Origin of the sequence: Pseudomonas sp. PDM13 (assembly GCF_025685765.1) — a bacterium.
Taxonomy (GTDB): domain Bacteria; phylum Pseudomonadota; class Gammaproteobacteria; order Pseudomonadales; family Pseudomonadaceae; genus Metapseudomonas; species Metapseudomonas solani.
In genome coordinates this window covers 36,794-60,654 of sequence record NZ_JAOTQU010000016.1, presented here as the reverse complement: position 1 = coordinate 60,654, position 23,861 = coordinate 36,794, and the positions used below count along the sequence as shown (strand labels likewise).

21 protein-coding genes are annotated in these 23,861 nt (G+C 67.0%); 9 read left to right on the top strand and 12 right to left on the bottom strand.

The window, feature by feature from the left end; genetic code table 11:
* Nucleotides 1–4 precede the first annotated feature (4 nt).
* The 3 genes from OEJ36_RS17270 to OEJ36_RS17260 form a co-directional block, all read right to left on the bottom strand.
* Nucleotides 5–1,273, bottom strand: coding sequence for a PAAR domain-containing protein (locus OEJ36_RS17270; RefSeq protein ID WP_263402559.1), 1,269 nt, complete (start codon nucleotides 1,271–1,273; stop codon nucleotides 5–7).
* Between the two features lie 46 nt (nucleotides 1,274–1,319).
* Complete coding sequence (locus OEJ36_RS17265) at nucleotides 1,320–1,754, bottom strand: DcrB-related protein (protein ID WP_184492199.1); 435 nt, start codon at nucleotides 1,752–1,754, stop codon at nucleotides 1,320–1,322.
* 314 nt (nucleotides 1,755–2,068) lie between these two features.
* Nucleotides 2,069–2,497 (bottom strand): GTP pyrophosphokinase, encoded by a 429-nt coding sequence (locus tag OEJ36_RS17260; protein ID WP_263402558.1) that lies wholly within the window; start codon nucleotides 2,495–2,497, stop codon nucleotides 2,069–2,071.
* Nucleotides 2,498–2,880: 383 nt separating this feature from the next.
* On the opposite strand from OEJ36_RS17260, the gene OEJ36_RS17255 reads away from it, so the two are divergent.
* Genes OEJ36_RS17255 through OEJ36_RS17225 form a run of 7 tightly spaced genes read left to right on the top strand, consistent with a single transcriptional unit; the run spans nucleotide 2,881 to nucleotide 11,136 of the window.
* Nucleotides 2,881–5,106 carry a type VI secretion system Vgr family protein gene (locus OEJ36_RS17255; RefSeq protein WP_263402557.1) on the top strand — a complete coding sequence of 742 codons (2,226 nt, stop codon included), beginning with the start codon at nucleotides 2,881–2,883 and terminating at the stop codon, nucleotides 5,104–5,106.
* A gap of 28 nt (nucleotides 5,107–5,134) precedes the next feature.
* Nucleotides 5,135–5,581 carry a DUF6484 domain-containing protein gene (locus OEJ36_RS17250; protein WP_021217654.1) on the top strand — a complete coding sequence of 149 codons (447 nt, stop codon included), beginning with the start codon at nucleotides 5,135–5,137 and terminating at the stop codon, nucleotides 5,579–5,581.
* A gap of 13 nt (nucleotides 5,582–5,594) precedes the next feature.
* Entirely contained in the window at nucleotides 5,595–6,710 is a 1,116-nt protein-coding gene (locus OEJ36_RS17245; protein WP_263402556.1) for a DUF2169 domain-containing protein, read from the top strand.
* Nucleotides 6,707–7,744, top strand: a complete 1,038-nt coding sequence (locus OEJ36_RS17240; RefSeq protein ID WP_263402555.1) for a hypothetical protein — start codon at nucleotides 6,707–6,709, stop codon at nucleotides 7,742–7,744. The genes OEJ36_RS17245 and OEJ36_RS17240 overlap by 4 nt, the downstream gene beginning before the upstream one ends.
* The gene (locus OEJ36_RS17235) at nucleotides 7,744–8,901 is read left to right on the top strand and encodes a PAAR-like domain-containing protein (protein WP_263402554.1); all 1,158 of its coding nucleotides are present in this window, start codon (nucleotides 7,744–7,746) and stop codon (nucleotides 8,899–8,901) included. The genes OEJ36_RS17240 and OEJ36_RS17235 overlap by 1 nt, the downstream gene beginning before the upstream one ends.
* Nucleotides 8,902–8,925: 24 nt before the next feature.
* On the top strand, nucleotides 8,926–9,852 hold the full coding sequence (locus OEJ36_RS17230) for a WD40/YVTN/BNR-like repeat-containing protein (RefSeq protein WP_263402553.1): 927 nt from the start codon (nucleotides 8,926–8,928) through the stop codon (nucleotides 9,850–9,852).
* 42 nt (nucleotides 9,853–9,894) lie between these two features.
* Nucleotides 9,895–11,136, top strand: coding sequence for a TIGR02270 family protein (locus OEJ36_RS17225; RefSeq protein WP_263402552.1), 1,242 nt, complete (start codon nucleotides 9,895–9,897; stop codon nucleotides 11,134–11,136).
* Nucleotides 11,137–11,148: 12 nt separating this feature from the next.
* Here OEJ36_RS17225 and OEJ36_RS17220 read toward each other — a convergent pair whose 3' ends face one another.
* Together OEJ36_RS17220 and quiC are read right to left on the bottom strand one after the other, a co-directional pair.
* Nucleotides 11,149–11,817, bottom strand: coding sequence for a TetR family transcriptional regulator (locus OEJ36_RS17220; protein ID WP_263402551.1), 669 nt, complete (start codon nucleotides 11,815–11,817; stop codon nucleotides 11,149–11,151).
* Between the two features lie 79 nt (nucleotides 11,818–11,896).
* Entirely contained in the window at nucleotides 11,897–13,807 is a 1,911-nt protein-coding gene (gene quiC / locus OEJ36_RS17215) for a 3-dehydroshikimate dehydratase QuiC (protein ID WP_263402550.1), read from the bottom strand.
* Between the two features lie 579 nt (nucleotides 13,808–14,386).
* On the opposite strand from quiC, the gene OEJ36_RS17210 reads away from it, so the two are divergent.
* The gene (locus OEJ36_RS17210) at nucleotides 14,387–15,763 is read left to right on the top strand and encodes an MFS transporter (protein ID WP_263402549.1); all 1,377 of its coding nucleotides are present in this window, start codon (nucleotides 14,387–14,389) and stop codon (nucleotides 15,761–15,763) included.
* Nucleotides 15,764–15,880: 117 nt separating this feature from the next.
* Entirely contained in the window at nucleotides 15,881–17,143 is a 1,263-nt protein-coding gene (locus tag OEJ36_RS17205; RefSeq protein ID WP_263402548.1) for an OprD family porin, read from the top strand.
* 457 nt (nucleotides 17,144–17,600) lie between these two features.
* On the opposite strand, the gene pcaC is transcribed toward OEJ36_RS17205, so the two are convergent.
* The 7 genes from pcaC to OEJ36_RS17170 form a co-directional block, all read right to left on the bottom strand.
* A complete protein-coding gene (gene pcaC, locus OEJ36_RS17200) occupies nucleotides 17,601–17,996 on the bottom strand; it encodes a 4-carboxymuconolactone decarboxylase (RefSeq protein ID WP_263402547.1) in 396 nt (131 codons plus the stop codon).
* 27 nt (nucleotides 17,997–18,023) lie between these two features.
* On the bottom strand, nucleotides 18,024–18,812 hold the full coding sequence (gene pcaD, locus OEJ36_RS17195; RefSeq protein WP_263402546.1) for a 3-oxoadipate enol-lactonase: 789 nt from the start codon (nucleotides 18,810–18,812) through the stop codon (nucleotides 18,024–18,026).
* Between the two features lie 10 nt (nucleotides 18,813–18,822).
* A complete protein-coding gene (locus tag OEJ36_RS17190) occupies nucleotides 18,823–20,184 on the bottom strand; it encodes a 3-carboxy-cis,cis-muconate cycloisomerase (protein WP_263402545.1) in 1,362 nt (453 codons plus the stop codon).
* Between the two features lie 275 nt (nucleotides 20,185–20,459).
* Nucleotides 20,460–21,665, bottom strand: a complete 1,206-nt coding sequence (gene pcaF / locus OEJ36_RS17185) for a 3-oxoadipyl-CoA thiolase (protein ID WP_263402544.1) — start codon at nucleotides 21,663–21,665, stop codon at nucleotides 20,460–20,462.
* Nucleotides 21,662–22,456: a CoA-transferase subunit beta gene (locus OEJ36_RS17180; RefSeq protein WP_021217570.1), complete on the bottom strand. Its 795-nt coding sequence runs from the start codon at nucleotides 22,454–22,456 to the stop codon at nucleotides 21,662–21,664. Before OEJ36_RS17180 ends, pcaF begins: the two co-directional genes overlap by 4 nt.
* Nucleotides 22,453–23,304: a CoA transferase subunit A gene (locus OEJ36_RS17175; RefSeq protein ID WP_263402543.1), complete on the bottom strand. Its 852-nt coding sequence runs from the start codon at nucleotides 23,302–23,304 to the stop codon at nucleotides 22,453–22,455. The genes OEJ36_RS17180 and OEJ36_RS17175 overlap by 4 nt, the downstream gene beginning before the upstream one ends.
* A 131-nt stretch (nucleotides 23,305–23,435) precedes the next feature.
* Entirely contained in the window at nucleotides 23,436–23,852 is a 417-nt protein-coding gene (locus OEJ36_RS17170) for a type IV pilin protein (RefSeq protein ID WP_263402542.1), read from the bottom strand.
* Nucleotides 23,853–23,861 lie beyond the last annotated feature (9 nt).

Here is a 23,861-nt window from a genome sequence, read left to right as displayed (position 1 = left end):
ACCTCTATAGATCCAAGGGTAGCCAGTTGAACTCGCTGGAGCTGATCTTGCCAGCGTCGATCACAGCTTCCGTATTGCCATTGGGCAGCTTGCCGCCCGGTATCCAGAATTCGTTGGCACCTGCCTCGTTACCCGATGGTATGCGCAGGTTCAGCTTGCCAGGCTCCGGGATGTCGACCCGGACCAGGCTGTTGCTTTCGAGGAAGTCCTTCGGCAGGCCCAGGGCCTCTTCCATGGCGCGCTTGTTGCCCTTGGTGGAGGCCAGCAACTGGTCGGCTTCGTGCTTGGGCATTATGAACGAGGTGCCATCGCGCTGGGCGATCCCGTACTTGTCGAGGTTCGACTTGGTCATGAAGCGCGAGGCCCCCTTGTCGAACTGGCCCAGATGCTGGGACACGTATTCCGGTGTCAGGTAATCAGTAGCCGGCGGACGCGAGCCCTTGGGAATGGCGAGGATGTCTGCCTCGCTGATACCTGGCTTGAACTTGGGCACTTCGGCCGCCGGGCGGCCCAGGCGCGCCATCTTCGGCCCCAGGCCGAGCATCGCCATGCCGGCCACGCCCTGCAGCAGGTCGCGGTAGCCGGGGCCGAGACGGTCGCCCAGGTCACCCAGCAGCTCCATGCCGCCGAAGATGGCACCACCGATAAGCACAGTAGTGGCCAGCGCGGCCAGGCCGGCCATGGCCGCCACCACCAGGCCGACACCCAGGGCAGCCAGGCCCAGGGCCTCCAGCCCCGTATGCATCCAGCCCTCGATGTCCAGCACGAAGGCGACCCGCTCGGTGGGGCCACCGATGAAGGTGTTCTCGCTGCCGCTCTTGATGTGCGCGCCGCAGACCATCTTGCTGGTGATGCGCGCCGCCGGCTTGCCGTTGATGTAGACGGTGGCGCTGCCCTCGGCGATGGTCACCTCGAAGGGCCAGATGGGGTGGTTGCAGGGCAAGCCGCTGCAGGAAGACGAGGCATCGTCTCCCGCGCGCATGGCGGCGCGGATGTTGATGAAGACGTTCGGGCTGCCCCGTATCAACACCCCCGTGGTGGGTTCGGGGAGGTTGAAGATGGTGTTCAGGCCCTTGAGGATCTGGAACATCGACAGGCCGCCCGCAGCGATGGAGCCGGCCATCACCGCCAGGGCCACGCCGCCGGTGGCGGCCGTGGCGGCGATCACCGCCGCACCGATCAGTGCACCCGCCACCGCGCCGGCGACCATGGCCGCCACGCCGAAACCGTGGGCTATCTCATCACCGAGCCGTGCTGCTGCCTGTGCATCCATGGGTTACGTCTACATCCTTGTTGCGGGGCGCCTCGCGGCGCTCGGTTCAGGCCGCCGGAGGCAGCGGCTTGAAGGTCTGCATCGCCTGCTTCCAGGCCGGCTCGTGGTACGGCAGGTCCTGGGGCGTGGTGGTGAGGGTGGCGATCAGCACCGTGGCGCTGAGCTCGATGAACACCTGGCGCAGCATCAGCTGGCGGCCTTCGCGCTGCCAGGTGTAATCCAGCAGCACGGCGGGTGAGCCCTGGATGTTGATGTCCCACTGCTTGATCAGGGCGAAGCCCGGCAACTGCTGGCGCGCATTGGAAAGCTGCTGCTCGATGTAATCGGCGAACACGCCATCGCCCTTGCTGGGGTCGCGGCTGATGACGAAGCTGGCTTCCTTGGCGGGGCCCGTTGCGGGCAGTTTGAAGATGTTGATGCTCTGGTCCTGCCAGGAGTCCGGAATATCCAGATCCGCCTCGTGGAGTCGGTAGAGAGTCACTGCTGAAGGCCTTCCCTAGTCTGTATCGCGCATGAGCGGGTCGCCGAATACCTCGTCGCGACCCGGGGGTGCGGGTTCGACAACCGGTGAGGCGAAAAATTTTCGGGGAACGCGAAACAAACATCAAGGAGCAAGGCCGCTGGATATGCCCCAGGTCTCGATTTATCTGCGCGGGGAGCGACCTGTCGGGTTTCACCCGACCTACAGGGGAGCAGGTCGGGTGGGAGCGGATTCATCCGCGATGGGGCGCGATAGGCGCTGCAGGTCTTTTCGCGAATGAATTCGCTCCTACGGGCCAGCCCGGAATCGCGAGGTCAGCCCTGTGCTTCCAGCACCTGCAACGCCCTGTGGTACTTGGCCACCCGCGCCAGGTCCTTGTCGTCCAGGTGCGGCAGGCGCGAGACGTCGAGGTTGTCGCGGATGTCGGCGAGCTTGACCCGGCGGGCCAGGGGGTTGGGGCGGACGCGTTCGATGAAGGCCTCGTAGCCTTCGCCCTCGCGCTTGCTCAGGCAGTCGATGGCGGCCAGCACCGGTTCGGGAATGCCGAGGGCGCGCAGGTCGTCGAGGCCGACGTCACCGTCTTCCACCACGTCGTGGAGCACGGCGACCATCTGCGACTCGGCATCGTCGAAGCGCAGCATCAGGCGCAGGGGGTGGAGGATATAGGCCTTGCCGGCCTTGTCGCGTTGGCCGGCGTGCACACGGCAGGCCAGGGCGATGGCACGTTCGAGGGTGTCGTTCATGGAGGGCTCCGGGGTTCGGGCAGGCGGCGAGCATAGCACCCGGCCCCTGTCCCCCCTCGCCCGCCCCGTTGCCATGAATGTGAACCCCGTCTTGAAGTGGAGCGCGCATCGGGCGCTCGAAGAACGGGCGTCTGGACAGCGGAGCCGCTCTGCACTACAACAATCGCCGGCGAGACTCTGCCGCATGATCGGCACAGTTGTTTCTCGCCACCCCCGAATGGATTCGCGGATATCGGAAAAAGCGCCCGGGACGAGCGTCGTCTGCTAATACTTCGACCAAGGTTTCCCCGGAAATCCCGGCCTGCCCGCCCCGCGTCGATACCCTGACGTCGGCCCGTTGGCGGTTCGCTCCGATCCCCAGTGGTATACGAGGCAAGGACAGCATGGCAATCACACAACAGGCCCGCATGGCCAAGGTCAGCAGCCCGCTGGGGCCCAACGTGCTGGTCCTGGACCGGCTCGACGGCCACGAGGAGCTCGGCCGGCTCTTCGACTACGAACTGAGCCTGGTTTCGGAAAACTACTCGATCAAGCTGGATGCGCTGCTGGGCAAGCCCATGGGCGTTTCCCTGGAACTGCCCGACGGCAGCCAGCGCTACTTCCACGGCATCGCCTGCCGCTGCAGCCAGACTTCCGGTACCGGCCAGTTCGCCGGCTACCAGATCAGCCTGCGCCCCTGGTTCTGGCTGCTGTCGCGCACCTCCGACTGCCGCATCTTCCAGAACAAGACGGTGCCGGACATCATCAAGCAGGTGTTCCGCGACCTCGGTTTCTCCGACTTCGAAGACTCGCTGTCACGCTCCTACCGTGAGTGGGAGTACTGCGTGCAGTACCGCGAGACCAGCTTCGAATTCGTCAGCCGCCTGATGGAACAGGAAGGCATCTACTACTACTTCCGCCATGAAAAGGAGCGCCACGTGCTGGTGCTCTCCGATGCCTATGGCGCGCACAAGACGGTGGCCGACTACGCCTCGGTGCCCTTCTACCCGCTCGAAGACCAGATGCGCGAGCGCGACCACATCTATGAGTGGTACCTGGCCCGCGAGGTGCAACCGGGTTCCCTGGCGCTCAACGACTATGACTTCCAGCGCCCCAGCGCGCGGCTGGAAGTACGCTCCACCGTGAGCCGCTCCCACAGCAACGCCGAGCACCCGTTGTACGACTACCCGGGCGAATACGTGCAGAGCAAGGACGGCGAGCAGTACGCGCGCAACCGCATCGAAGCCATCCAGACCCAGTTCGAGCGCGTGCAGCTGCGCACCAACGCCCGCGGCCTGGGCTGCGGCCACCTGTTCAAGATGACCGGCTACCCCCGCGACGACCAGAACCGCGAGTACCTGATCGTCGGCGCGCGCTATTCGGTCAGCCAGGAAAGCTACGAAAGCGGCTCCGCCGGTGGCGTGCTGCAGTTCGAAAGCGCCCTCGACTGCATCGAGGCCTCCCAGGCCTTCCGCCCCATGCCCACCACCATCAAGCCCATCGTCCAGGGCCCGCAGACGGCCATGGTCGTCGGGCCCAAGGGCGAGGAAATCTGGACCGACCAGTACGGCCGGGTGAAGGTGCACTTCTATTGGGACCGCCACGACCAGTCCAACGAGAACAGCTCCTGCTGGATGCGCGTCTCCCAGGCCTGGGCCGGCAAGAACTGGGGCCATATCCAGATTCCACGCATCGGCCAGGAAGTGATCGTCAGCTTCCTCGAAGGCGACCCCGACCGGCCGATCATCACCGGCCGCGTGTACAACGCCGAACAGACCGTGCCCTACGAGCTGCCCGCCAATGCCACCCAGAGTGGCACCAAGAGCCGCTCGAGCAAGGGTGGCACGCCGGCGAACTTCAACGAGATCCGCATGGAGGACAAGAAGGGCGAGGAGCAGCTCTTCATCCACGCGGAGAAGAACCAGGACATCGAGGTCGAGAACGACGAGACCCATTGGGTCGGCCATGACCGCACCAAGACCATCGACCACGACGAAACGGTGCACGTGAAGCACGACCGCACCGAGACCGTGGACAACAACGAGACCATCACCATCGGCGTCGACCGCACCGAGAAGGTCGGCAACAACGAGAAGATCACCATCGGCGTCAACCGCACCGAGGACGTCGGCAGCAACGAGACCATCACCATCGGCGCCAACCGCACCGAGAAGGTCGGCAGCAACGAGAACATCACCATCGGCACCAACCGTACCGAGAGCGTGGGCAGCAACGAGAACATCACCATCGGCAGCAACCGCACCGAGAGCGTGGGCAGCAACGAGAACATCACCATCGGCGCCGACCGCACCGAAAGCGTGGGTGCCAACGAGCAGGTGGACATCGGCAGCAACCAGACCACCAGCATCGGCAAGAACGAGTCGCGCAGCATCGGCCAGAACCGCAGCACCGATGTCGGCCAGAACGACAGCGTCGACATCGGCAAGAGCTTCTCGCTCAACGCAGGCGACTCCATCAGTCTGGTCACCGGCTCTGCCAGCATCACCATGAAGAAGGACGGCACCATCGTCATCCGTGGCAAGAACATCACCATCGACGGCTCCGGCGCGATCAACATCAAGGCCAGCAGCAACGTCGTGGTCAAGGGTCAGAAGATCCTGCAGAACTGAGCCCGCGCTCGGTCAGGGAGTACAGAGCATGACAGTCCAGATCCACACCCCCGCCGCCACCCGCCTCGACGGCGTGGTGATCGGCATCCTCCTCGACGTGCCCGAGGCCTCCAGCCCGGTGGTGGCCTTCCCCGGCTGCCCCTCGGAGACCGGCATCGCCGCGACCACCACCACGGTGCTCGCCCGCGAGGACATCGGCACCCAGGTGGCGCTGATGTTCGTCGGTGGCGACCCGGCCCAGCCCCTGGTGATCGGCCGCATCCAGCGCCTGCCGGAAACCCGCAAGGAACCGGCGGTGGCGCATATCGACGGCGAGCGCCTGGAGTTCTCCGCCGAGCGCGAGATCGTCCTGCGCTGCGGCAAGGCCAGCATCACCCTCACCCGCGAAGGCAAGGTGCTGATCAAGGGCGCTTACCTCTCCAGCCGCTCCTCCGGGGTCAACCGCATCAAGGGCGGTTCGGTGCAGATCAACTGACAGAGCCGCGCACATGGAATTGCTCAACGCCACCCGCCTGATGGCCGCCTACACCCAAGGCCTGGCCCCCGACGGGCGCGAGTCCCTGGTGGTGGTCGCCAAGGGCACCTTCGACCTGCCGCTGGACGGCAGCGAAGCGCGCCTGGCCGAGGTCCAGCGCCCGCTGCTGATGGCCGACGAATACGTCGGCGAGCCCGGCCTCTCGGCGCCGCGCCAGGAAATGGACTTCGCCCCGCTCAAACCCTTCTGCGACGTGCTGGTGATGGGCAAGGCCCACGCCCCCAACGGCCGCCCCGCCACCCAGTTCACCGCCGGCATCCGCGTCGGCCGGGTCAGCAAGGCCTTCACCGTGCTCGGCCCGCGCCAGTGGCAGCCCGGCATGCTCGGCGCCAGCCCCGGCGTACCGCAGCCCTTCCTGGAACAGGACATCGGCTACGCCCACGCCTTCGGCGGCAGCCGCGCCATGGCCGACCGCCCGGACTTCGCCGAAACCTACCTGCCCAACCCGGCCGGCACCGGCTGGTACCCGAAGAGCGCCGGCACCGCCGAGATCGTCGGCATGCCCATGCCCAATACCGAAGCCCTGGGCCAGCCCATCGACGGCCCCCACGGCGACTTCACCCCCATGGCCCTCGGCCCCATCGGCCGCCACTGGCCGCCGCGCATCAGCTACGCCGGCACCTACGACGACGCCTGGCTGGCCGACCACTTCCCCTTCCTGCCACCGGACTTCGACCCCCGCTACTACCAGGCCGCCCCGCCGGACCAGCAGACCGAACACCTGCAAGGCGGCGAGGACGTGCTGCTGCTCAACCTGACCAAGCAGGAACGCGCCGGTTTCAAGGTGCCGAGGATGCAGGTGCCGGTGACCTTCTTCCTGAAGAAGAACCAGCATGAGCAGGTCCATGCCGTGATCGACACCCTGGTGATCGACACCGACGCCGGCAAGGTGGAGATCACCTGGCGCACCAGCCGGGTGCTGAAGAAGGACATGTTCGAGATCCCGCAGATTCTCATCGGCGAAATGCCCAGGGCCTGGTGGCGCGCCCGCCTGCTGGGCAAGGACTACTACACCTCGCTGGATGCCCTGAGCCGGGCCAAGCGTGCCCGCGAGGATGCCCTGCGATGAGCGCGCTGTGCATCGTCGGCACCGGCATGGTCAGTGCCGTGGGCCTGGACGCCCCCTCCAGTTGCGCAGCCATCCGCTGCGCCATCGACAACTTCCAGGAAACCCGCTTCGTCGATCAGGCCGGTGAGTGGCTGCTGGGCGCCAGCGTACCCTTCGAGCAACCCTGGCGCGGCCGCATCAAGCTGGTGAAGATGGCCGCCCGCGCCATTGCCGAAGCCCTGGCCACGACCCCGGGTGTGGACCCACAGAAAACCCCGCTGCTGCTCTGCGTCGCCGAGGAGGAGCGCCCGGGCCGCCTGCCCAACCTCGACCGCAGCCTGCTGCGCGAGATCGAGCAGGAGCTGGGCCTGCGCTTCCACGAAGCCTCCAGCCTCATTCCCCGTGGCCGCGTCAGCGGCGCGGTGGCCCTGCTCAACGCCCGCAAGCTGGTTCACGAGCAGGGCCACCGCCACGTGCTGGTCGCCGGCGTCGACTCCTTCCTCAACGGCGCCACCCTGAGCGCATTCGAGAAGCGCGACCGCCTGCTCACCAGCCAGAACTCCAACGGCTTCATCCCCGGCGAAGGCGCCGCGGCCATCACCCTCAGCGCGCCGGTGCAGAGCGACGCACCCCAGCTGGCCTGCATCGCCCTGGGCTTCGGCGTCGAGCCGGTGACGGTGGATACCGAAGAGAAGAAGCTGCGCGCGGATGGGCTGACCCAGGCGCTCAAGACCGCCCTCGCGGAAGCCGGATGCGGCCTCGAAAGCATGGACTACCGCCTCACCGACCTCTCCGGCGAGCAGTACTACTTCAAGGAAGCATCCCTGGCCCTGAGCCGCACCCTGCGCGTGCGCAAGGAGTTCTTCCATATCTGGCACCCCGCCGACTGCATCGGCGAATGCGGCGCCGCCATCGGCCCGGCCATGCTGGTGGTGGCCCTGGCCGCCAGCCGCAAGGACTACGGCGACGGGCCGAATATCTGCTGCCAGCTCGGCAATGATGCGGGGCAGCGTGCCGTTGCCCTGCTCACCTATCAGCACGTGAGGGCCGCCTGATGAGCAACCAGGTCTACGCCAACAACATGGAGGTCTCCTGCAAGTCGGCGGGAGGCAAGGCCATCGCCTGCTTCCCGGACGTCTGCTTCACCCCGCCCCAGGCGCCGCCCACGCCCACCGGGGTGCCCATCCCCTACCCCAATACCGGGATGGCCAGCGACACCACCAACGGCACGCGCACCATCAAGATCACCGGCAAGGAGGCGATGCTCAAGAACAAGAGCTACTTCAAGACCAGCTATGGCGACGAAGCCGGCTGCGCGCCGAAGAAAGGGGTGATCACCAGCAAGATCAAGGGCAAGGTTTATTTCACGTCCTGGTCGATGAACGTGAAATTCGAAGCGGAAAACGTGGTCAGACACCTCGACCTGACCACCCACAACCATGCCTCGCCACCCGGCAACACGGCCCCCTGGACCTACGCGGACCGCATGGCCTTCGCCGATGGCATCACCCAATGCTCGGGCGAGAAGGACCGGGCCGAGAAGGCCTGCGGCGACACCAGCAAGAAGATGATCTGCCCGGACATTTCCGCACTGCAGGCCGCCTCCAAGGCGCGCAAGCAGGCCAAGGACAAGGCCGGCGACAACTTCCAGGCTGACCCCGAGTACATGAAAAAGCATGCCGAGGTGCAGGGCCACTACGGGGCGCTGGCCAAGACCATGAACGACGACCCCTGCCAGAAGGCCATGCGCTGCTTCCTGGCACCCTACAAGCCCAACCGCTGCTGCCCGGGGCAGACCGGCGACCACCTGGTGGACGCCGCTTCCTTCGGCCCCCGGGACGGCACCAAGATCGATGGCTGGAGCAAGTACAACACCGACAAGGCACCGGTAATGTGCGCCGAAGGGCCGAACCAGACCACCGCCACCCACGGCCAGATGCACACCCGCCGTGGCGTGGTGGCGCTGCGCCAGGAGAACGGGGAATGGCCTCGCTCCAAAGCTACTGAAACCGGGGCCAAGGCTGCCAAGAAGACCTTCCCCGACTCCAACTGCTCCCAGGAATGCCTGGAAGCCCAGTTGAACAAGTACCACGACAAAGCCAAGGACGATGGTCCGGAAAAGCCAATCAAGGCCAATGCCACCATGACCAGCGATCCGGCGGAACGAAACAAGGCGACGGCGGAGATGTTCGCCAGCGAATCCGCCCGTTAATTTCAAAGCACCCAGGAGAACACCATGGACACCCGAGATCCACGATTCAGCGGCTACAGCATCGGTACCGGAACCGTTCGCTACTCAGACCTCAGCTATCTGGTCACGACCAATGACGAGGCCATCAGCGAAGGGCACACCGGCTCCCTGCTGTTCACCCTGGACCGTGGCACCTGGGGTGCGGGTGCCGTCGACTGGCTGGCCTGCTCCGGAACTGTCTGCCACACCCCCGCCGAGCGCTACCTGGTGCTGGGTACCGATGGCTCGATCCGTGCCAGCGGTGGTGGTTCGGTAAAGGAAGAGTCGCCCATCGCCAGTTGCGGCGTAGACCCGAAGAAGCGTGGCCCGCTGCGTGAAATCCGCGCCTTCGCCAAAGGTCGCGCCTATGCCGTCGGCACCTGCCGCCAGGCCTATGTGCGCACCGACGAAAGCCAGTGGAAATGCATCGACCAGTCCGCCCAGGGCGGCGACGTGGACATCACCGACACCAGCTTCGAATCCATTGACGGCTTCGACGAGCAGGAGATCTACACCGTCGGCTGGGAAGGCGAGATCTGGAAATACGACGGCGCCACCTTCACCCAGCTGACCAGCCCCACCAACCTGGCGCTGTACAAGGTGCGCTGCGCGCCGGACGGCTTCGTCTACGCCTGCGGCCAACTCGGCACCCTGCTGCGCGGCCGTGGCGACCAGTGGGAAGTGATCGAGCACGACAGCACCACCGAAGACCTCTGGGGCATGGAAGTCTTCAATGGCGAGGTCTACGTGGCGTCCACCCACTTCGTCTACCGCCTGGTGGACGGCAAGCTCAAGGCCGTCGATTTCGGTGATGACGTGCCGGGCAGCTGCTACCACCTCAGCGCCGCGGACGGGATCATGTGGTCCATCGGCCCGAAGGACGTCATGGAGTTCAACGGTTCCACCTGGAAGCGGATCCTGCAAATTGGCTGATAGCGCACTGACCCCCTCCAGGGACGAGAGGAGCGAAGGACGATGAACGCCCTGCCCATCGTCCTCGACCAGCACGCCGAAGAGGCCGGCTTCCTCGCCGGCCTGCGTGACTATGCCGTGCGCGCGCCGCATTACGACCTCAAGCACCTGCGCACCCTGGATGGCCGCATCGAGGCGCACCTGGACGGGCTGCTGGTGGCCGGGCTCAAGGGGCTGGACCTGTTGCTCAAGGGGCTGCATCCGCTGGCCACGGGCGAGGTGTTCGCCGCCACCGCGCTGGCCTTCATGGCCGGCAACGGCCCGGCGCTGTCAACCCTTGCCGAGCACCTGCGCAAGGCGCCGGACGGCGAGCGGGCCTTCACCGCGGCCCTTGGCTGGCTGGAGTGGGACAAGGTCGAACCCTGGACCGAGCGCCTGCTGGCGTCCCAGGAGCCGCTGTTCCGCCGCCTGGGCCTGGCCGCCTGCGGCATGCACCGCCGCGACCCGGGCCCGGCGCTGATCGCCGGGCTTTCCCACGCCGACCCCGGCGTGCTGGCCCGTGCCGCGCGCACCGCCGGCGAACTGCGCCGGCGCGACCTGATGCAAGCCATCCGTGCCCATCGCCTGCACGCCGACGAGGCGGTGCGCTTCTGGGCCAACTGGGCAACGGTGCAGATGGGTGACGAAGAGGCCCTGGGCCCGCTGCGCCTGCTGGCCGAGCAGCAAGGCGTGTTCCGCCTGCGGGCCCTCAACGCCCTGCTCTGCTGGCAACCCCGCGAGGCCAGCATCGCCTGGCTGCGCGGGCTGATGCAGAGCCCGCAGCATCGACGCCTGGTGATCCAGGCCACCGGCCTGTTCGGCGACCCGGTGACGGTGCCCTGGCTGATCCAGCAGATGGGCGACCTGCCCCATGCCCGCGTGGCCGGCGAAGCCTTCACCCTGATCACCGGGGCGGACCTGGCCGAACTGGACCTGGAGCTGAAGGTCTACCCCGACTACGACGCCGGCCCCACGGACGACCCCGACGACCCGAACGTGGACATGGACCCGGACACCGACCTGGCCTGGCCGGACCCGGCACGGGTGGAAGCCTGGTGGCAGGCCAATCAGGAGCGCTTCACCAAGGGCACCGGCTACCTGCTGGGCCAGCCCCTGAGCGAGGCCCGCTGCCTGGACGTACTGAAGACCGGCTACCAGCGCCAGCGCGTCGCCGCTGCCTGCGCCCTCGCCCGCTACATCCCCACCCGCCCGCTGTTCCCCACCAGCGCCCCGGCCGTGCGCCAGCGCCAGTTGCTGGGTATCTGACCCCGCCCGGGGTCAGGCCTGGAGAAAGCGCAGGATCGATTCGACGATCATGTCCCGGTGGCGTGCCTTCACCTCGTCCTCGTTGAGGTCGATGGCGAAGATCGCGCCCAGGGTGTGGCGGTTGGACACGCGGTAGAAGCAGAACGACGACATCAGCAGGTGCACGTCCATCGCCTGCACGCCGGCGCGGAAGGCGCCCGCAGCCACGCCACGGCGGAGGATGTCGTCGAGGCTGGTGAGGATGGTGACGTTGAGCGAACCGATGGCATCGGACTCGCGGATGTACTGCCCGTGCTGGATGTTCTCGATGCTGACGATGCGCACGAAATCGACGTTGCGGTCGTGGTGGTCGAAGGTGAACTCCACCAGCCGGCGGATCGCCTCGCGGGGCTCCAGTTCGGCCAGGTGCAGCTGCGCCTCGGTGTGGCGGATGTCGCCGTAGAGCTTCTCCAGCACCCGCAGGTAGAGCTGTTCCTTGCTCTCGAAGTAGTAGTAGATCATCCGCTTGGAGGTCTGGGTGCGCTCGGCGATGGCGTCGACGCGGGCACCGGTGAGGCCCTGCTGGACGAATTCGACGACGGCCGCCTGGAGGATGTTCTCGCGGGTCTTCTCGGGGTTGTTCTTGCGGCTCTTGCGGGGTGTTTCGACAGGCTCGTCGGGCAGGTCAGCAGTAAGGGTCATAACGGACTCAGGCCAAATGCATACCGGCCCGATTATGGGCCGGTCGCCCCGTCGAAGGAAGCGCCGGCCCGCCCATCGGCTAGAGCCGGGCCTGGCGCGCGAGGCCACTGCGCGCCTTGGCCATGGCCGCCAGGCGCACCGCCACGTTGGCCGCGCCGTAGCCGGCATACCCGCCCTTGCGCTGCAGCAGCTCGAAGAAGAAGCGCCCCTCGAACGGCTCGGTGTAGACGTGGAACAGCTCGCCGCCCTGGGCGTCGCGGTCGTAGAGCACGTTGTAGTAGGCCAGCTCGCTGAGGAACTCGTCGTCGAAGTCGAAGCGCGCGGCCAGGTCGTCGTAGTAGTTAAGCGGGATGTCCAGCAGCGGCACGCCGGCATCCTTGGCCCGGGCGATCTCGGCGAACAGGTCGTCGCAGGCGAAGGCGATGTGGTGCACGCCCGAGCCCCGATAGCTGGACAGCGCGTGGGAGATGGCGGTGTTGCGGTTCTCCGAGATGTTCAGCGGCAGGCGCACGCTGCCGCAGCGGCTGCGCAGGGCGCGGCTCTTCACCAGGCCGTAGGGGTCGGGCAGCACCACCTCGTCGTCGGCCTCGAAATCCAGCAGCCCCTTGTAGAACAGCACCCAGCTGTCGAGGCTGTCGGCCGGCAGCGCCATGGCCATGTGGTCGATGCGCGTGAGGCTGCCGCTGGGCTGCGCGGTGGCGTCGAGGCGGAAGTCGCTGTCGTAGATGGTCTGCCCCGGCGCGGAGGGCTCCACCAGGTAGATCAGGCTGCCATCCGGCGCGCGCACGGCGGGGATTTCCCGCTCGTTGGGGCCGACCAGGCCGCGATAGGGCTGCCCGCGATAGGCCCGCGCCCGCTCCAGTGCCGAGGCGCTGTCGCCCACGCGCAGGGCGGTGGCGCAGAGGGACGGGCCGTGGGCCTCGAAGAAGCCGTGGGCGAAGGAATAGGGTTCGGCATTGAGGACGATGTTGATATCGCCCTGGCGCAGCAGGCTGACGTCCTTGGAGCGGTGCTGCCCGGCGCGGGCGAAGCCCAGGCGCTCCAGCCAGGTGGCCAGGCGCGCGCCCTGCTCGCCGTCCACGGCGAATTCGAGGAACTCCACGCCGTCGTAGCGGCCGGCCGGCGGCGGCGCGAACTGCAGGTCGAGGTCGGCGGGCGGCGTCGGGTCCTGGCGCAGCAGGTCGCGGGTCTTCTCTTCCAGGTACAGCAGCGAGCGCAGGCCGTCGGCGGCATTGGCCCGGGGCGGTGCGGCGCGGAAACCGTCGTTGAAGATTTCCAGGGACAGCGGGCCGCGATAACCGCTGCGCAGGATGGGTGCGAGGAAGCCCGGCAGGTCGAACTCGCCCTGCCCGGGGAAGCAGCGGAAGTGGCGGCTCCACTCCAGCACGTCCATGGCCAGGATCGGCGCGTCGGCCATCTGCACGAAGAAGATCTTCTCGCCGGGGATGTCGGCGATGGCCCGGGGGTCGCCCTTGAGCGACAGGGTGTGGAAGCTGTCGAGGATCACGCCCACGGCCGGGTGGTCGGCCTGGCGCACCAGGTTCCAGACCTGCTGCCAGGTGTTGACGTGGCGGCCCCAGGCCAGGGCCTCGTAGCCGATGCGCAGGCCGCGCGCGCCGGCGTGCTCGCCGAGCAGGCGCAGGTCGTCCACCAGGGTGCGCTCATCGCCCAGGGAATCGGCGGCGACGTTGCTGCACACCAGCACCAGGTCGGTGCCCAGCTCCTGCATCAGGTCGAACTTGCGTTCGGCGCGATCGAGGTTCTTCTGCAAGCGGTCGCGGCGGCAGCCCTCGAAGTCGCGGAACGGCTGGAACAGGGTGATGGCGAGCCCGAGGTCGGCGCACAGCTGGCGCACTTCACGGGGGCTGCCAGCGTAGTAGAGAAGGTCGTTCTCGAAGATCTCCACACCGTCGAAACCGGCGGCGGCGATGGCTTCGAGCTTTTCCGGCAGGGTGCCGCTCAACGAGACGGTGGCAATCGAACGCTGCATGCTTCAGCTCCTGATCGAGGGCGCCGGCTCTGCGGTCGGCGGCAGGGGTGGTCGCCGCGAGTCCCGACACGATGTCGGAGGATTTTGCGCGGCAGCCGTAGCGCAATCGATTATTCGTAGCTAAAGTCCGCCCAGCAATTGAAATGTACGAACTGGTTAGTTTTGTGTTCGATTATCGAACAGAAGGCCGGTTATCGAATTGACGGTCTTTCGCTCGCTGCGCAACCATCTTCACCACATTGCAACCCGCCGTCGGCACAGCCTGCTGAAAACGCCACGGCAAAACGCAATCGAAACCCAGCGTCACCACATAACAATTTCAAGAATCGGGTAAATGCTCATGCTCACGCCAAGCCGCCTCACCGCACTCCCCCCTCCCCCAGCCATGCCGTGCCCCGACACCCGGGCGCGAACGGCCTAGCCATCCCCGGCAGCACTCCCTGAACCAGACCGGTCAACCCGGTACGTGCCCCTAGGGCACCGCCAGTCCGGCCAAGCCTGCGTGCACCTCATTCGACCCGGCACACTACCGGTCGAGCCCGCTTGCCCGGCGTACAGACAAGAACAACGGAGACAACGATGGCTACTCCCTCAAGCTCCCAAGCCAAGAAAGCAACTGCCAGCGGGTGGATAGGCTCCGCCCTCGAGTACTACGACTTCTTCATCTACGCCCAGGCCGCGGCGCTGATCTTCCCGCAGATCTTCTTCCCCTCCACCGACCCGAAGATCGCCATCGTCGCCTCGCTGGCCACCTACGGCGTCGGCTACCTGGCGCGCCCCATCGGCGCCTTCGTGCTCGGCCACTGGGGCGACACCCGCGGCCGCAAGAACGTGTTGCTGCTGTGCATGTTCCTTATGGGTATCTCCACCATGGCCGTGGGCCTGTTGCCCACCTACCACGACATCGGCATCCTCGCGCCGGTGCTGCTGGTGGTGCTGCGCCTGATCCAGGGCTTCGCCGTGGCCGGGGAAATCTCCGGGGCCAGCTCGATGATCATGGAGCACGCGCCCTTCGGCAGACGGGGCTATTACGCCAGCTTCACCCTGCAGGGCGTGCAGGCCGGCCAGGTGATGGCCGCCGCGGTGTTCCTGCCGCTGGCCTACTTCATGCCCAGCGACGCCTTCAATGAATGGGGCTGGCGCATTCCCTTCCTGCTCAGCGCCTTGGTGCTGGTGGCTGGCTACATCATCCGCCGCGAAGTCCACGAGACCCCGGCCTTCGTCAACGAGGAGGCACAGCAGAAGGTCGCCAGGTCGCCGGTCACCGAAGCCTTCCGCCACAGCTGGAAGAACATGATCCTGGTCACCTTCATGGCGCTGATGAACGTGGTCCCGGTGGTCGCCACCATCTTCGGCGCGGCCTACGCGGTGCAGCCCGCCTACGGCATCGGCTTCGACAAGAGCGTCTACCTGTGGATACCGGTGGTGGGCAACATCGTCGCCGTGCTGGTCATCCCCTTCGTCGGCAACCTCTCCGACCGCATCGGCCGCCGCCCGACCATGATCGCCGGTGCGCTGGGCTCGGGCCTGCTGGCCTTCGCCTACCTCTACGCCATCAGCATCCACAACGTGCCGCTGGCCTTCGGCATGTCGATCCTCATGTGGGGCATGGTCTACCAGGGCTACAACGCGGTGTTCCCGAGCTTCTACCCGGAGCTGTTCCAGACCCGCTACCGCGTCTCGGCCATGGCCATCTCGCAGAACATCGGCACCCTGTTCACCGCCATGCTGCCGGCGCTGTTCGCCGCCGTCGCCCCGCCCGGCTCGGACAACGTCCCGGTGATCGTCGGCAGCCTGGCCTTCGCCATCACCTGCATCTGCGCCCTCGCCGCCTACCTGGCGCCCGAGACCTACCGCCTGGGCATGGAAGACCTCGGCAAGCCCGACGCCAAGCCCATGGACAAGACCCAGTACGACAGCAGCCGCGAAAACAGCCTGCGCGTCGCCAGCCACTGACGCCCCCGGGGCTCCTCCGGGGCCCCGCACTCACCTGCACCACTCAACGCCTTTCGCGCCACGGCGCGAGACGGCTTCGCCATGCCTGAAAACAACAAGCAAAGAGGCACGATCACCATGCAACAGCCGCATCGCAACCGCCTTTCCCACACCCGCCTGCCGCTGGCCATCGCCCTGGCCCTAAGCGCCGGCGCCGTGTCTGCCGAGCCCGGCTTCGTCGAAGACGCCACCGCGACGCTGACGGCGCGCAACTTCTACATGAACCGCAACTTCGTCGGCGACACCACCCAGGCCCAGGCCGAGGAATGGACCCAGAGCTTCATTCTCGACGCCCGCTCCGGCTTCACCCAGGGGCCGGTGGGTTTCGGTGTCGACATGCTCGGCCTGTATTCCCTCAAGCTCGACGGTGGCAAGGGCACCCGGGGCACCCAGCTGCTGCCGGTGCATGACGATGGCCGCCCCGCCGACGACTTCGGCCGCCTCGGCGTGGCCGGCAAGATGCGCCTGTCGAAGACCGAGCTGAAGGTCGGCGAATGGATGCCGGTGCTGCCCATCCTGCGTTCCGACGACGGCCGCTCCCTGCCGCAGACCTTCGAGGGCGCCCAGCTGACCTCCAAGGAGTTCGACGGCCTGACCCTCTACGCCGGCCAGTTCCGCGGCAACAGCCCGCGCAACGACGCCAGTATGGAAGACATGTCCCTCAACGGCCGCGCGGCCTTCACCTCGGACCGCTTCGACTTCGCCGGTAGCGAATACGCCTTCAACCAGGGCCGCACCCTGCTCGGCGCCTGGCACGTCCGACTGGAGGACATCTACCAGCAGAACTACCTGCAACTGACCCACAGCCAGCCCATCGGCGACTGGACCCTGGGCGCCAACATCGGCTGGTTCAACGGCAAGGAAGACGGCAGCGCCCTGGCCGGCGACCTGGACAACCGCACCTGGTCCGGCCTGTTCTCGGCGAAGATCGGCGGCAACACCTTCTACCTCGGCCTGCAGAAGGTCAGCGGCGATGACGCCTGGATGCGCGTCAACGGCACCAGCGGCGGCACCCTGGCCAACGACAGCTACAACTCCAGCTACGAGAACGCCAAGGAGAAGTCCTGGCAGCTGCGCCACGACTACAACTTCGTCGCCCTCGGCATCCCCGGACTGACCCTGATGAACCGCTACATCCACGGCTCCAACGTGCACACCGGCAGCGTCACCGACGGCAAGGAATGGGGCCGCGAAAGCGAACTCGCCTACGTGGTGCAGTCCGGCGCCTTCAAGAGCCTGGCGGTGAAATGGCGCAACTCCAGCCAGCGCCGCGACTGGGGCAACACCAACAGCTTCGACGAGAACCGCCTGATCGTCAGCTACCCCTTCTCGCTGCTCTGAATCCCCGCTTCATCCTCGTAGCTGCAGCCCCTCGCCCGTCCTTGTGACGGGCTTTTTTATGGGGCGGGTAGAACCCGCAAAACCCGGCGCAGGGATCGTCGGGTGGCACGGACCGCCCATCCCGTGGGAGCGAATTCATTCGCGATGGAGTGCCCGGCCATCCACAGCCAGGTGCCGGCGGAAGGTCTTTCGCGGCTGAAGCCGCTCCCACAGGGGGCTGCGCCACCGTGCACGATCAAAAACACCCATCGGGGGGTGGATGACGCTTCACCCATCCACCAGGCGGTGCCACCGGTGAACTCGGTGCGAGGGCAGCCCTGCGGCCTGCTTGGCGAATGAATTCGCCCCTACAGGTGCCATGGGCGGCGGTGGCCCTTGGTGCATGGGCGAGATACACCGCACACACAAAAACGCCGCCCGGATGCGGGGTCCGGGCGGCGTTTGTGTGGCGCGCGAGTCAGTCCTGCAGCGATTCCACGCCCAGCTCGTCCCACACCGATTCGGCCAGGTGGAAGGTGGCATTGGCAGCGGGAATGCCGCAGTAGATGGCGCTCTGCATGATCACTTCCTTGATCTCGTCGCGGGTCACGCCGTTGTTCTTCGCCGCGCGCAGGTGCAGGCGCAACTCGCCCTCGCGGTTCATGCCGATGAGCATGGCGATGGTCACCAGGCTGCGGGTGTGGCGCGGCAGGCCCGGGCGCGTCCAGATATCACCCCAGGCGTGGCGGGTGATCATCTCCTGGAACTCTTCGTTGAAGGGCGTGAGGTTCTGCAGGCTGCGGTCGACATGGGCATCGCCCAGCACCGTACGGCGCACCTGCATGCCGGCCTCGTAGCGTTCTTTTTCGTCCATCGGTGGCTCCTCGCTAACCCTGGGCCTTCAGGCGATCAGGAAGTCCAGCACCCGGCGGGTGAAGGCCTCGCCGGCCTGGACATTGGACAGGTGCGCGGCATGGAACTCCACAAGCTCCGCGCCAGCAATGTGCGCCTGCAGGAAGCGGCCGTGCTCGGGCGTGGTCACCGCATCGCCTCTGCCGCAGACGATCAGTGTCGGCGCGCGGATGGCGCCCAGTTGTTCGCGGAAATCGGCGTCGCGCACCGCTGCGCAGTTGGCGGCGTAGCCCTGGGGCGAGGTCTGCGCCAGCATGGCGACGATGGGCTCCACCTTGCCCGGTTGCGCCTCGGCGAAGTCCGGGGTGAACCAGCGGGCGATGGAGGCATCGCGCAGAGCCGCCATGGCCGCCTGGCCATCGCGCAGCACCGTCTCGATGCGCGGGTTCCACACATCCGGGGTGCCGATCTTCGCAGCGGTGTTGCACAGCACCAGGCGCTGGATGCGTTCCGGCGCATGGATCCCCAGCCACTGGCCGATCAGCCCACCCATGGACAGGCCGCAGAACGAGGCCTGGGCGATATCCAGCGCATCCAGCAGGGCCAGCACGTCACGGCCGTTCTGCTCGATGCTGTAGGGGCCTTCGGTCACCAGCGAGGCGCCGTGGCCACGGGTGTCGTAGCGCAACACACGAAAGTGCTCGGTGAAGGCCGGGATCTGCGCGTCCCACATGTGCAGGTCGGTGCCCAGGGAGTTGCTGAGTACCAGCACCGGCGCACCAGCCGGGCCTTCGAACAGGTAATTCAGGTCGCCATCGGCGAGTCGTACGGCAGGCATGCAAAGGCTCCTAACGCGAGAAATTCTGATGCTCGGCCACGGCGCGGTCGACCCAGCGACGCGCCTGCCCGAGGTAATGGGCCGGGTCGAGCAGGCGGTCCAGCTCGTCGGCGGAGAGTTGCGCGGTGACCTCGGGGTTGGCGCCGAGCACGGCACGCAGGTGCGCGCCCTCCTTCACCGCCTGGCGGCAGCATTGCTCAACCAGGTGGTGGGCGGCGTCGCGGCCGATGCGCTGGGCCAGGGCGATGCTCACCGCCTCGGCCAGCACCAGCCCTTGGGTCAGGTCCAGGTTGTGGCGCATGCGCGCGGCGTCCACCTCCAGGCCCGGGACCACCAGCAGCGCTTGCTGCAGGGCGCCGGACACCAGGCAGCAGAGCTCCGGCAGGGTTTCCCATTCGGCGTGCCACAGGCCGAGGCTGCGTTCGTGCTCCTGGGGCATGGCGGCCAGCAGGGTTGCCACCAGTCCCGGCGCGCGGGTGGCGGCGCCGATGAGCACGGCGGCGCTCACCGGGTTGCGCTTGTGCGGCATGGTGGACGAGCCGCCCTTGCCCGGCGCGGCGGGCTCGAAGACTTCGCCCGCCTCGGTCTGCATCAGCAGGCTGAGGTCGCGCCCCAGCTTGCCCAGGCTGCCGGCGACCAGCCCCAGCAGGCTGGCGAACTCCACCAGGCGGTCACGCTGGGTGTGCCAGGGCTGCTCAGGCAGGGTCAGGTCCAGTTCCTCCGCCAGGGCGCCGGCCACGGCGAAGGCCTTGTCGCCCAGTGCCGCGAGGCTGCCGGAAGCGCCGCCGAACTGCAGGCACAGCAGGCGCGGTTTCAGCTCGGCCAGGCGCTGGCGGTGACGGGTCACCGCGCCCAGCCAGCCGGCGATCTTCATGCCCAGGGTCACAGGCGTGGCGTGCTGCAGCCAGGTGCGCCCGGCCAACGGTGTATCGGCATGCAGGCGGGCCTGGCTGGCGAGTGCATCAGCCAGGGTGGCGAGGTCGTTTTCCAGCAGGGTGACGGCGGCGCGCAGCTGCAGCACCAGGCCGCTGTCCATGGCGTCCTGGCTGGTGGCGCCCAGGTGCACATGGCGCTCGGCGGCAGCATCACTGGCGACGATACGCTTGCCCAACGCCTTGACCAGCGGAATCGCCGAGTTGCCGGCGCTGCCGATGGCCACGGCCAGGGCGGAGAAGTCATAGAGCTCGGCCTTGCAGGCCGCCTCGATGGCCGCCACCGCCTCTGCAGGGATCACCCCGACACGGGCCTCGGCGCGGGCCAGCGCGGCCTCGAAATCCAGCATGCCCTGCACCCGGCCGTGGTCGCAGAAGATCGCGCGCATGGCCGGCGCGGTGAAATAGGCATCGAAGAGTTGGTTGCTCGGGCTGTTCAAGCCAGTGCTCCGGAAATCAGGAAGGTGAATCGTTTTATAGCAGCCGGCCCGTCACGACCAGCCTTTACGCACTTCGCCTGGCACATCAGGCGTAGCGAGCTCAAACCGCTTCGTCGGATGGGTCATGGTGGGCTGAAGCCCACCCTACGACTGCATCACGCCGACCAGCCGTAGGATGGGTAGAGCGGAGCGAAACCCATCATGTGCCTCGCAGCTCCACGGAACGTCCCTACAGCTGCGCCGCGCACAGCAGGCGTAGCGAGCGCAGTAGCCTGTCACACCCTCTCTATGACGAGTGCGAGCCCTTGCCCTACCCCCACACACATGGTGGCAAGGCCGAGCTTGCCGCCGGACTTCTCCAACTGGTGCAACGCGGTCTGCACCAGGCGCGCGCCGCTGGCGCCCAGGGGATGGCCGAGGGCGATGGCGCCGCCGTTGGGGTTGACCCGGGCGTCGTCATCGGCGAGGCCTAGGTCACGGGTCACTGCCAGCCCTTGGGCGGCGAAGGCTTCGTTGAGTTCGATGACGTCGAACTGGTCGATGCCCAGGTTGAGGCGTTCCAGCAGCTTGCGCACCGCCGGCACCGGGCCGATGCCCATGACCCGCGGTGCCACGCCGGCGCTGGCCATGCCCAGCACCTTGGCACGTGGGGTCAGGCCGTGTTTCTTCACCGCCTCGGCGCTGGCGAGGATCAGCGCCACGGCGCCGTCGTTGACGCCCGAGGCGTTGCCGGCAGTGACGGTCTTGCCTTCACCGTTGACCGGCCTCAGCTTGGCCAGGGCCTCCAGGGTGGTGTCCGGACGCAGGTGCTCGTCCTGGTCGATCACCGTGTCGCCCTTCTTGCCCTTGATCACCACCGGGACGATCTCCTCGGCGAAGAAGCCCGCCGCCTGGGCCGCACCGGCGCGCTGCTGGCTGCGCAGGGCGAAGGCGTCCTGGTCCTCGCGGCTGACCTGATGGTCGTCGGCGACGTTGTCGGCGGTCTGCGGCATGGCATCGACACCGTATTGCGCCTTCATCAGCGGGTTGATGAAGCGCCAGCCGATGGTGGTGTCTTCGATCTTCTGGCTGCGGCCGAAGGCGCTGTCCGCCTTGCCCATCACATAGGGCGCGCGGGACATGGACTCGACGCCACCGGCCAGGGCCAGCTCCATCTCGCCGGCAGCGATGGCGCGGAAGGCGGTGCCCACCGCGTCCATGCCCGAGGCGCAGAGGCGGTTGAGGGTGACGCCGGGAACGCTTTCCGGCAGGCCCGCCAGCAGCAGCGCCATGCGCGCGACGTTGCGGTTGTCCTCACCGGCCTGGTTGGCGCAGCCGAGGAAGACTTCATCGACTTCGTCCCAGCGTACCTGCGGGTTGCGCTCGATCAACGCCTTGAGCGGGATGGCCGCCAGGTCGTCGGCACGCACCGGCGCCAGGCCCCCGCCGAAGCGGCCGATGGGCGTGCGCACGGCATCGCAGATGAATACGTCGCGGCTCATTCCTCACCTCCCTGCTGGCCGTGGGCGGCAGCGGTACGGGCCTCCAGGGCGCGCAGCGCGGCCAGTTCCTCGGCATTGGGGGCGAGGGTTTCGCTGACGCTGTCGGCGAAGCGGATCGCCCAGCCGGTGGCCTCGACCACCTGCTCGCGGGTCACCCCCGGGTGCAGCGAGGTGACGATGAATTCGTGGGTGCCGGCTTCGGGCTCCATGATGCACAGGTCGGTGATGATGCCCACCGGGCCCTTGCCGGGCAGGCCCAGGCGCTGGCGCGAATCGCCGCCTTCGCCATGGCCGACCGAAGTGACGAAGGCCAGCTTGTCGACGAAGGTGCGGTGAGACTGCTTGAGGATGATCAGCACTTCCTTGGCGGAGCCGGCGATCTCCGGCGCGCCACCGGCACCGGGCAGGCGCACCTTGGGCTTGTGGTAGTCGCCGATCACGGTGGTGTTGATGTTGCCGAAGCGGTCGACCTGGGCGGCGCCGAGGAAGCCGACGTCGATGCGCCCGCCCTGCAGCCAGTAGCGGAAGATCTCGCCGGTGGGCACCACGGTGTCGGCGGTCTCGGCCAGTTCGCCATCACCGATGGACAGCGGCAGCACCGTGGGCTTGGCACCGATGGGGCCGGATTCGTAGATCAGCACCACGTCCGGGGACGAGGTCAGGCGCGCCAGGTTGGCGGCCTTGGACGGCAGGCCGATGCCGACGAAGCAGACCGCGCCGTTCTTCAGGCGGCGGGCGGCGGCGACGGTCATCATTTCATTGGTGCTGTAGCCGGTGGATTGGGCGCTCATTGCTTGGCCTCCGCAATTTTCTGCTGGAACTGGGCGAAGTCCTCGGTGCCACGGATGTAGTCGTCGATCCAGGCGCTGAAGGTCTCGCGGTCGCGGGCGATGGGGTCCCAGGCCTGGTAGAAGCGGTTGTCGCGCTCGTAGTAGCCGTGGGCGTAGGACGGGTGCGCGCCGCCGGGCACGTGGCAGACGGCGGTCAGGGCCCAGGTGGGCAGCACGCAGGCGTTCATCGGTGCATTAAGGTCGTCGACGATCTCTTCCACCGTGACGATGCAGCGCTTGGCCGCCAGGGCCGCTTCCTTCTGCACGCCGAGGATGCCCCAGAGCAGCACGTTGCCCTTGCGGTCGGCCTTCTGCGCGTGGATCACGGTCACGTCCGGGCGCACCGAGGGCACGGCGGCCAGCACTTCGCCGGTGAAGGGGCAGGTCACGCTCTTGATCAGCGGGTTGACCTTGGGCAGGTCGGAGCCGGCATAGGCGCGCAGCACCGCAAACGGCAGCCCGGAGGCGCCGGCCACATAGGAGTTGGCCAGGTCGGCGTGACTGTGTTCCTCAATCTCCAGCTCACGGGGCCAGCCCTTCTCCACCGCGTCACGCAGGCGGTGCAGCGAGCCCACGCCCGGGTTGCCGCCCCAGGAGAACACCAGCTTCTTCGCGCAGCCGGCACCGATCAGCAGGTCGTAGACCAGGTCGGGCGTCATGCGCACCAGGGTCAGGTCGCGCTTGTTCTGGCGGATCAGCTCGTGGGAAGCGGCCGTGGGAATCAGGTGGGTGAAGCCTTCGAGGGCGACGGTGTCGCCGTCGTTGACGAAGCGCTCGACCGCTTCGCGCAGGGAGATGATTTCAGCCATGTCGATCTCGTGTTCGTGTCCAGGCCAGGCGGAGTGCCGGGTGCTTGGCAAGGTACCTCCCCACTTGCCCCTGGACAATTCGATAATCGACTATTCGTTCGATTATCGAACACTTAAGCGACCCACAAGCATCAGGGCCAGCAGGTGCTGGCGGAGGCCGCAGTGCCGCTGTAGCCCTTGGCGCCGGCCTGGTCGAGGGTGAGGGTCTTGCAGTCCTTGTCTTTCACCTGGGAGCCGATGGCCGTGGCGGTCAGGGTGTAGGTGGCAGCACCGACGTTGGAGATGGAAAGGCTGTAGCTCTTCAGGTTGGCCACGTAGCTGGTCATGTTCAGCGCCGCAGCGGTGCTGGCGTAGCTGTTGTTCTGGGTGAAATAACGCTCCTGCCGGGACGCCGCCTCGCTGAGCAGCGCTTGGGCCTCGCTGCGATTGCTACGCAGCACATAACTCAGGTAACTAGGCAGGGCTATGGATGCCAGGATGGCGAGGATCACCATCGCGATCAGCATCTCCAGAAGAGTGAAGCCACCTATATGGGCTGCTCGTTTCATATCACCTCT

Coding starts and splice junctions, on each gene's coding strand:
- OEJ36_RS17270 (WP_263402559.1), bottom strand. CDS start 1,273: ATGGATGCACAGGCAGCAGCACGGCTCGGTGATGAGATAGCCCACGGT.
- OEJ36_RS17260 (WP_263402558.1), bottom strand. CDS start 2,497: ATGAACGACACCCTCGAACGTGCCATCGCCCTGGCCTGCCGTGTGCAC.
- OEJ36_RS17255 (WP_263402557.1), top strand. CDS start 2,881: ATGGCAATCACACAACAGGCCCGCATGGCCAAGGTCAGCAGCCCGCTG.
- OEJ36_RS17250 (WP_021217654.1), top strand. CDS start 5,135: ATGACAGTCCAGATCCACACCCCCGCCGCCACCCGCCTCGACGGCGTG.
- OEJ36_RS17245 (WP_263402556.1), top strand. CDS start 5,595: ATGGAATTGCTCAACGCCACCCGCCTGATGGCCGCCTACACCCAAGGC.
- OEJ36_RS17240 (WP_263402555.1), top strand. CDS start 6,707: ATGAGCGCGCTGTGCATCGTCGGCACCGGCATGGTCAGTGCCGTGGGC.
- OEJ36_RS17235 (WP_263402554.1), top strand. CDS start 7,744: ATGAGCAACCAGGTCTACGCCAACAACATGGAGGTCTCCTGCAAGTCG.
- OEJ36_RS17230 (WP_263402553.1), top strand. CDS start 8,926: ATGGACACCCGAGATCCACGATTCAGCGGCTACAGCATCGGTACCGGA.
- OEJ36_RS17225 (WP_263402552.1), top strand. CDS start 9,895: ATGAACGCCCTGCCCATCGTCCTCGACCAGCACGCCGAAGAGGCCGGC.
- OEJ36_RS17220 (WP_263402551.1), bottom strand. CDS start 11,817: ATGACCCTTACTGCTGACCTGCCCGACGAGCCTGTCGAAACACCCCGC.
- quiC (WP_263402550.1), bottom strand. CDS start 13,807: ATGCAGCGTTCGATTGCCACCGTCTCGTTGAGCGGCACCCTGCCGGAA.
- OEJ36_RS17210 (WP_263402549.1), top strand. CDS start 14,387: ATGGCTACTCCCTCAAGCTCCCAAGCCAAGAAAGCAACTGCCAGCGGG.
- OEJ36_RS17205 (WP_263402548.1), top strand. CDS start 15,881: ATGCAACAGCCGCATCGCAACCGCCTTTCCCACACCCGCCTGCCGCTG.
- pcaC (WP_263402547.1), bottom strand. CDS start 17,996: ATGGACGAAAAAGAACGCTACGAGGCCGGCATGCAGGTGCGCCGTACG.
- pcaD (WP_263402546.1), bottom strand. CDS start 18,812: ATGCCTGCCGTACGACTCGCCGATGGCGACCTGAATTACCTGTTCGAA.
- pcaF (WP_263402544.1), bottom strand. CDS start 21,665: ATGAGCCGCGACGTATTCATCTGCGATGCCGTGCGCACGCCCATCGGC.
- OEJ36_RS17180 (WP_021217570.1), bottom strand. CDS start 22,456: ATGAGCGCCCAATCCACCGGCTACAGCACCAATGAAATGATGACCGTC.
- OEJ36_RS17175 (WP_263402543.1), bottom strand. CDS start 23,304: ATGGCTGAAATCATCTCCCTGCGCGAAGCGGTCGAGCGCTTCGTCAAC.
- OEJ36_RS17170 (WP_263402542.1), bottom strand. CDS start 23,852: ATGAAACGAGCAGCCCATATAGGTGGCTTCACTCTTCTGGAGATGCTG.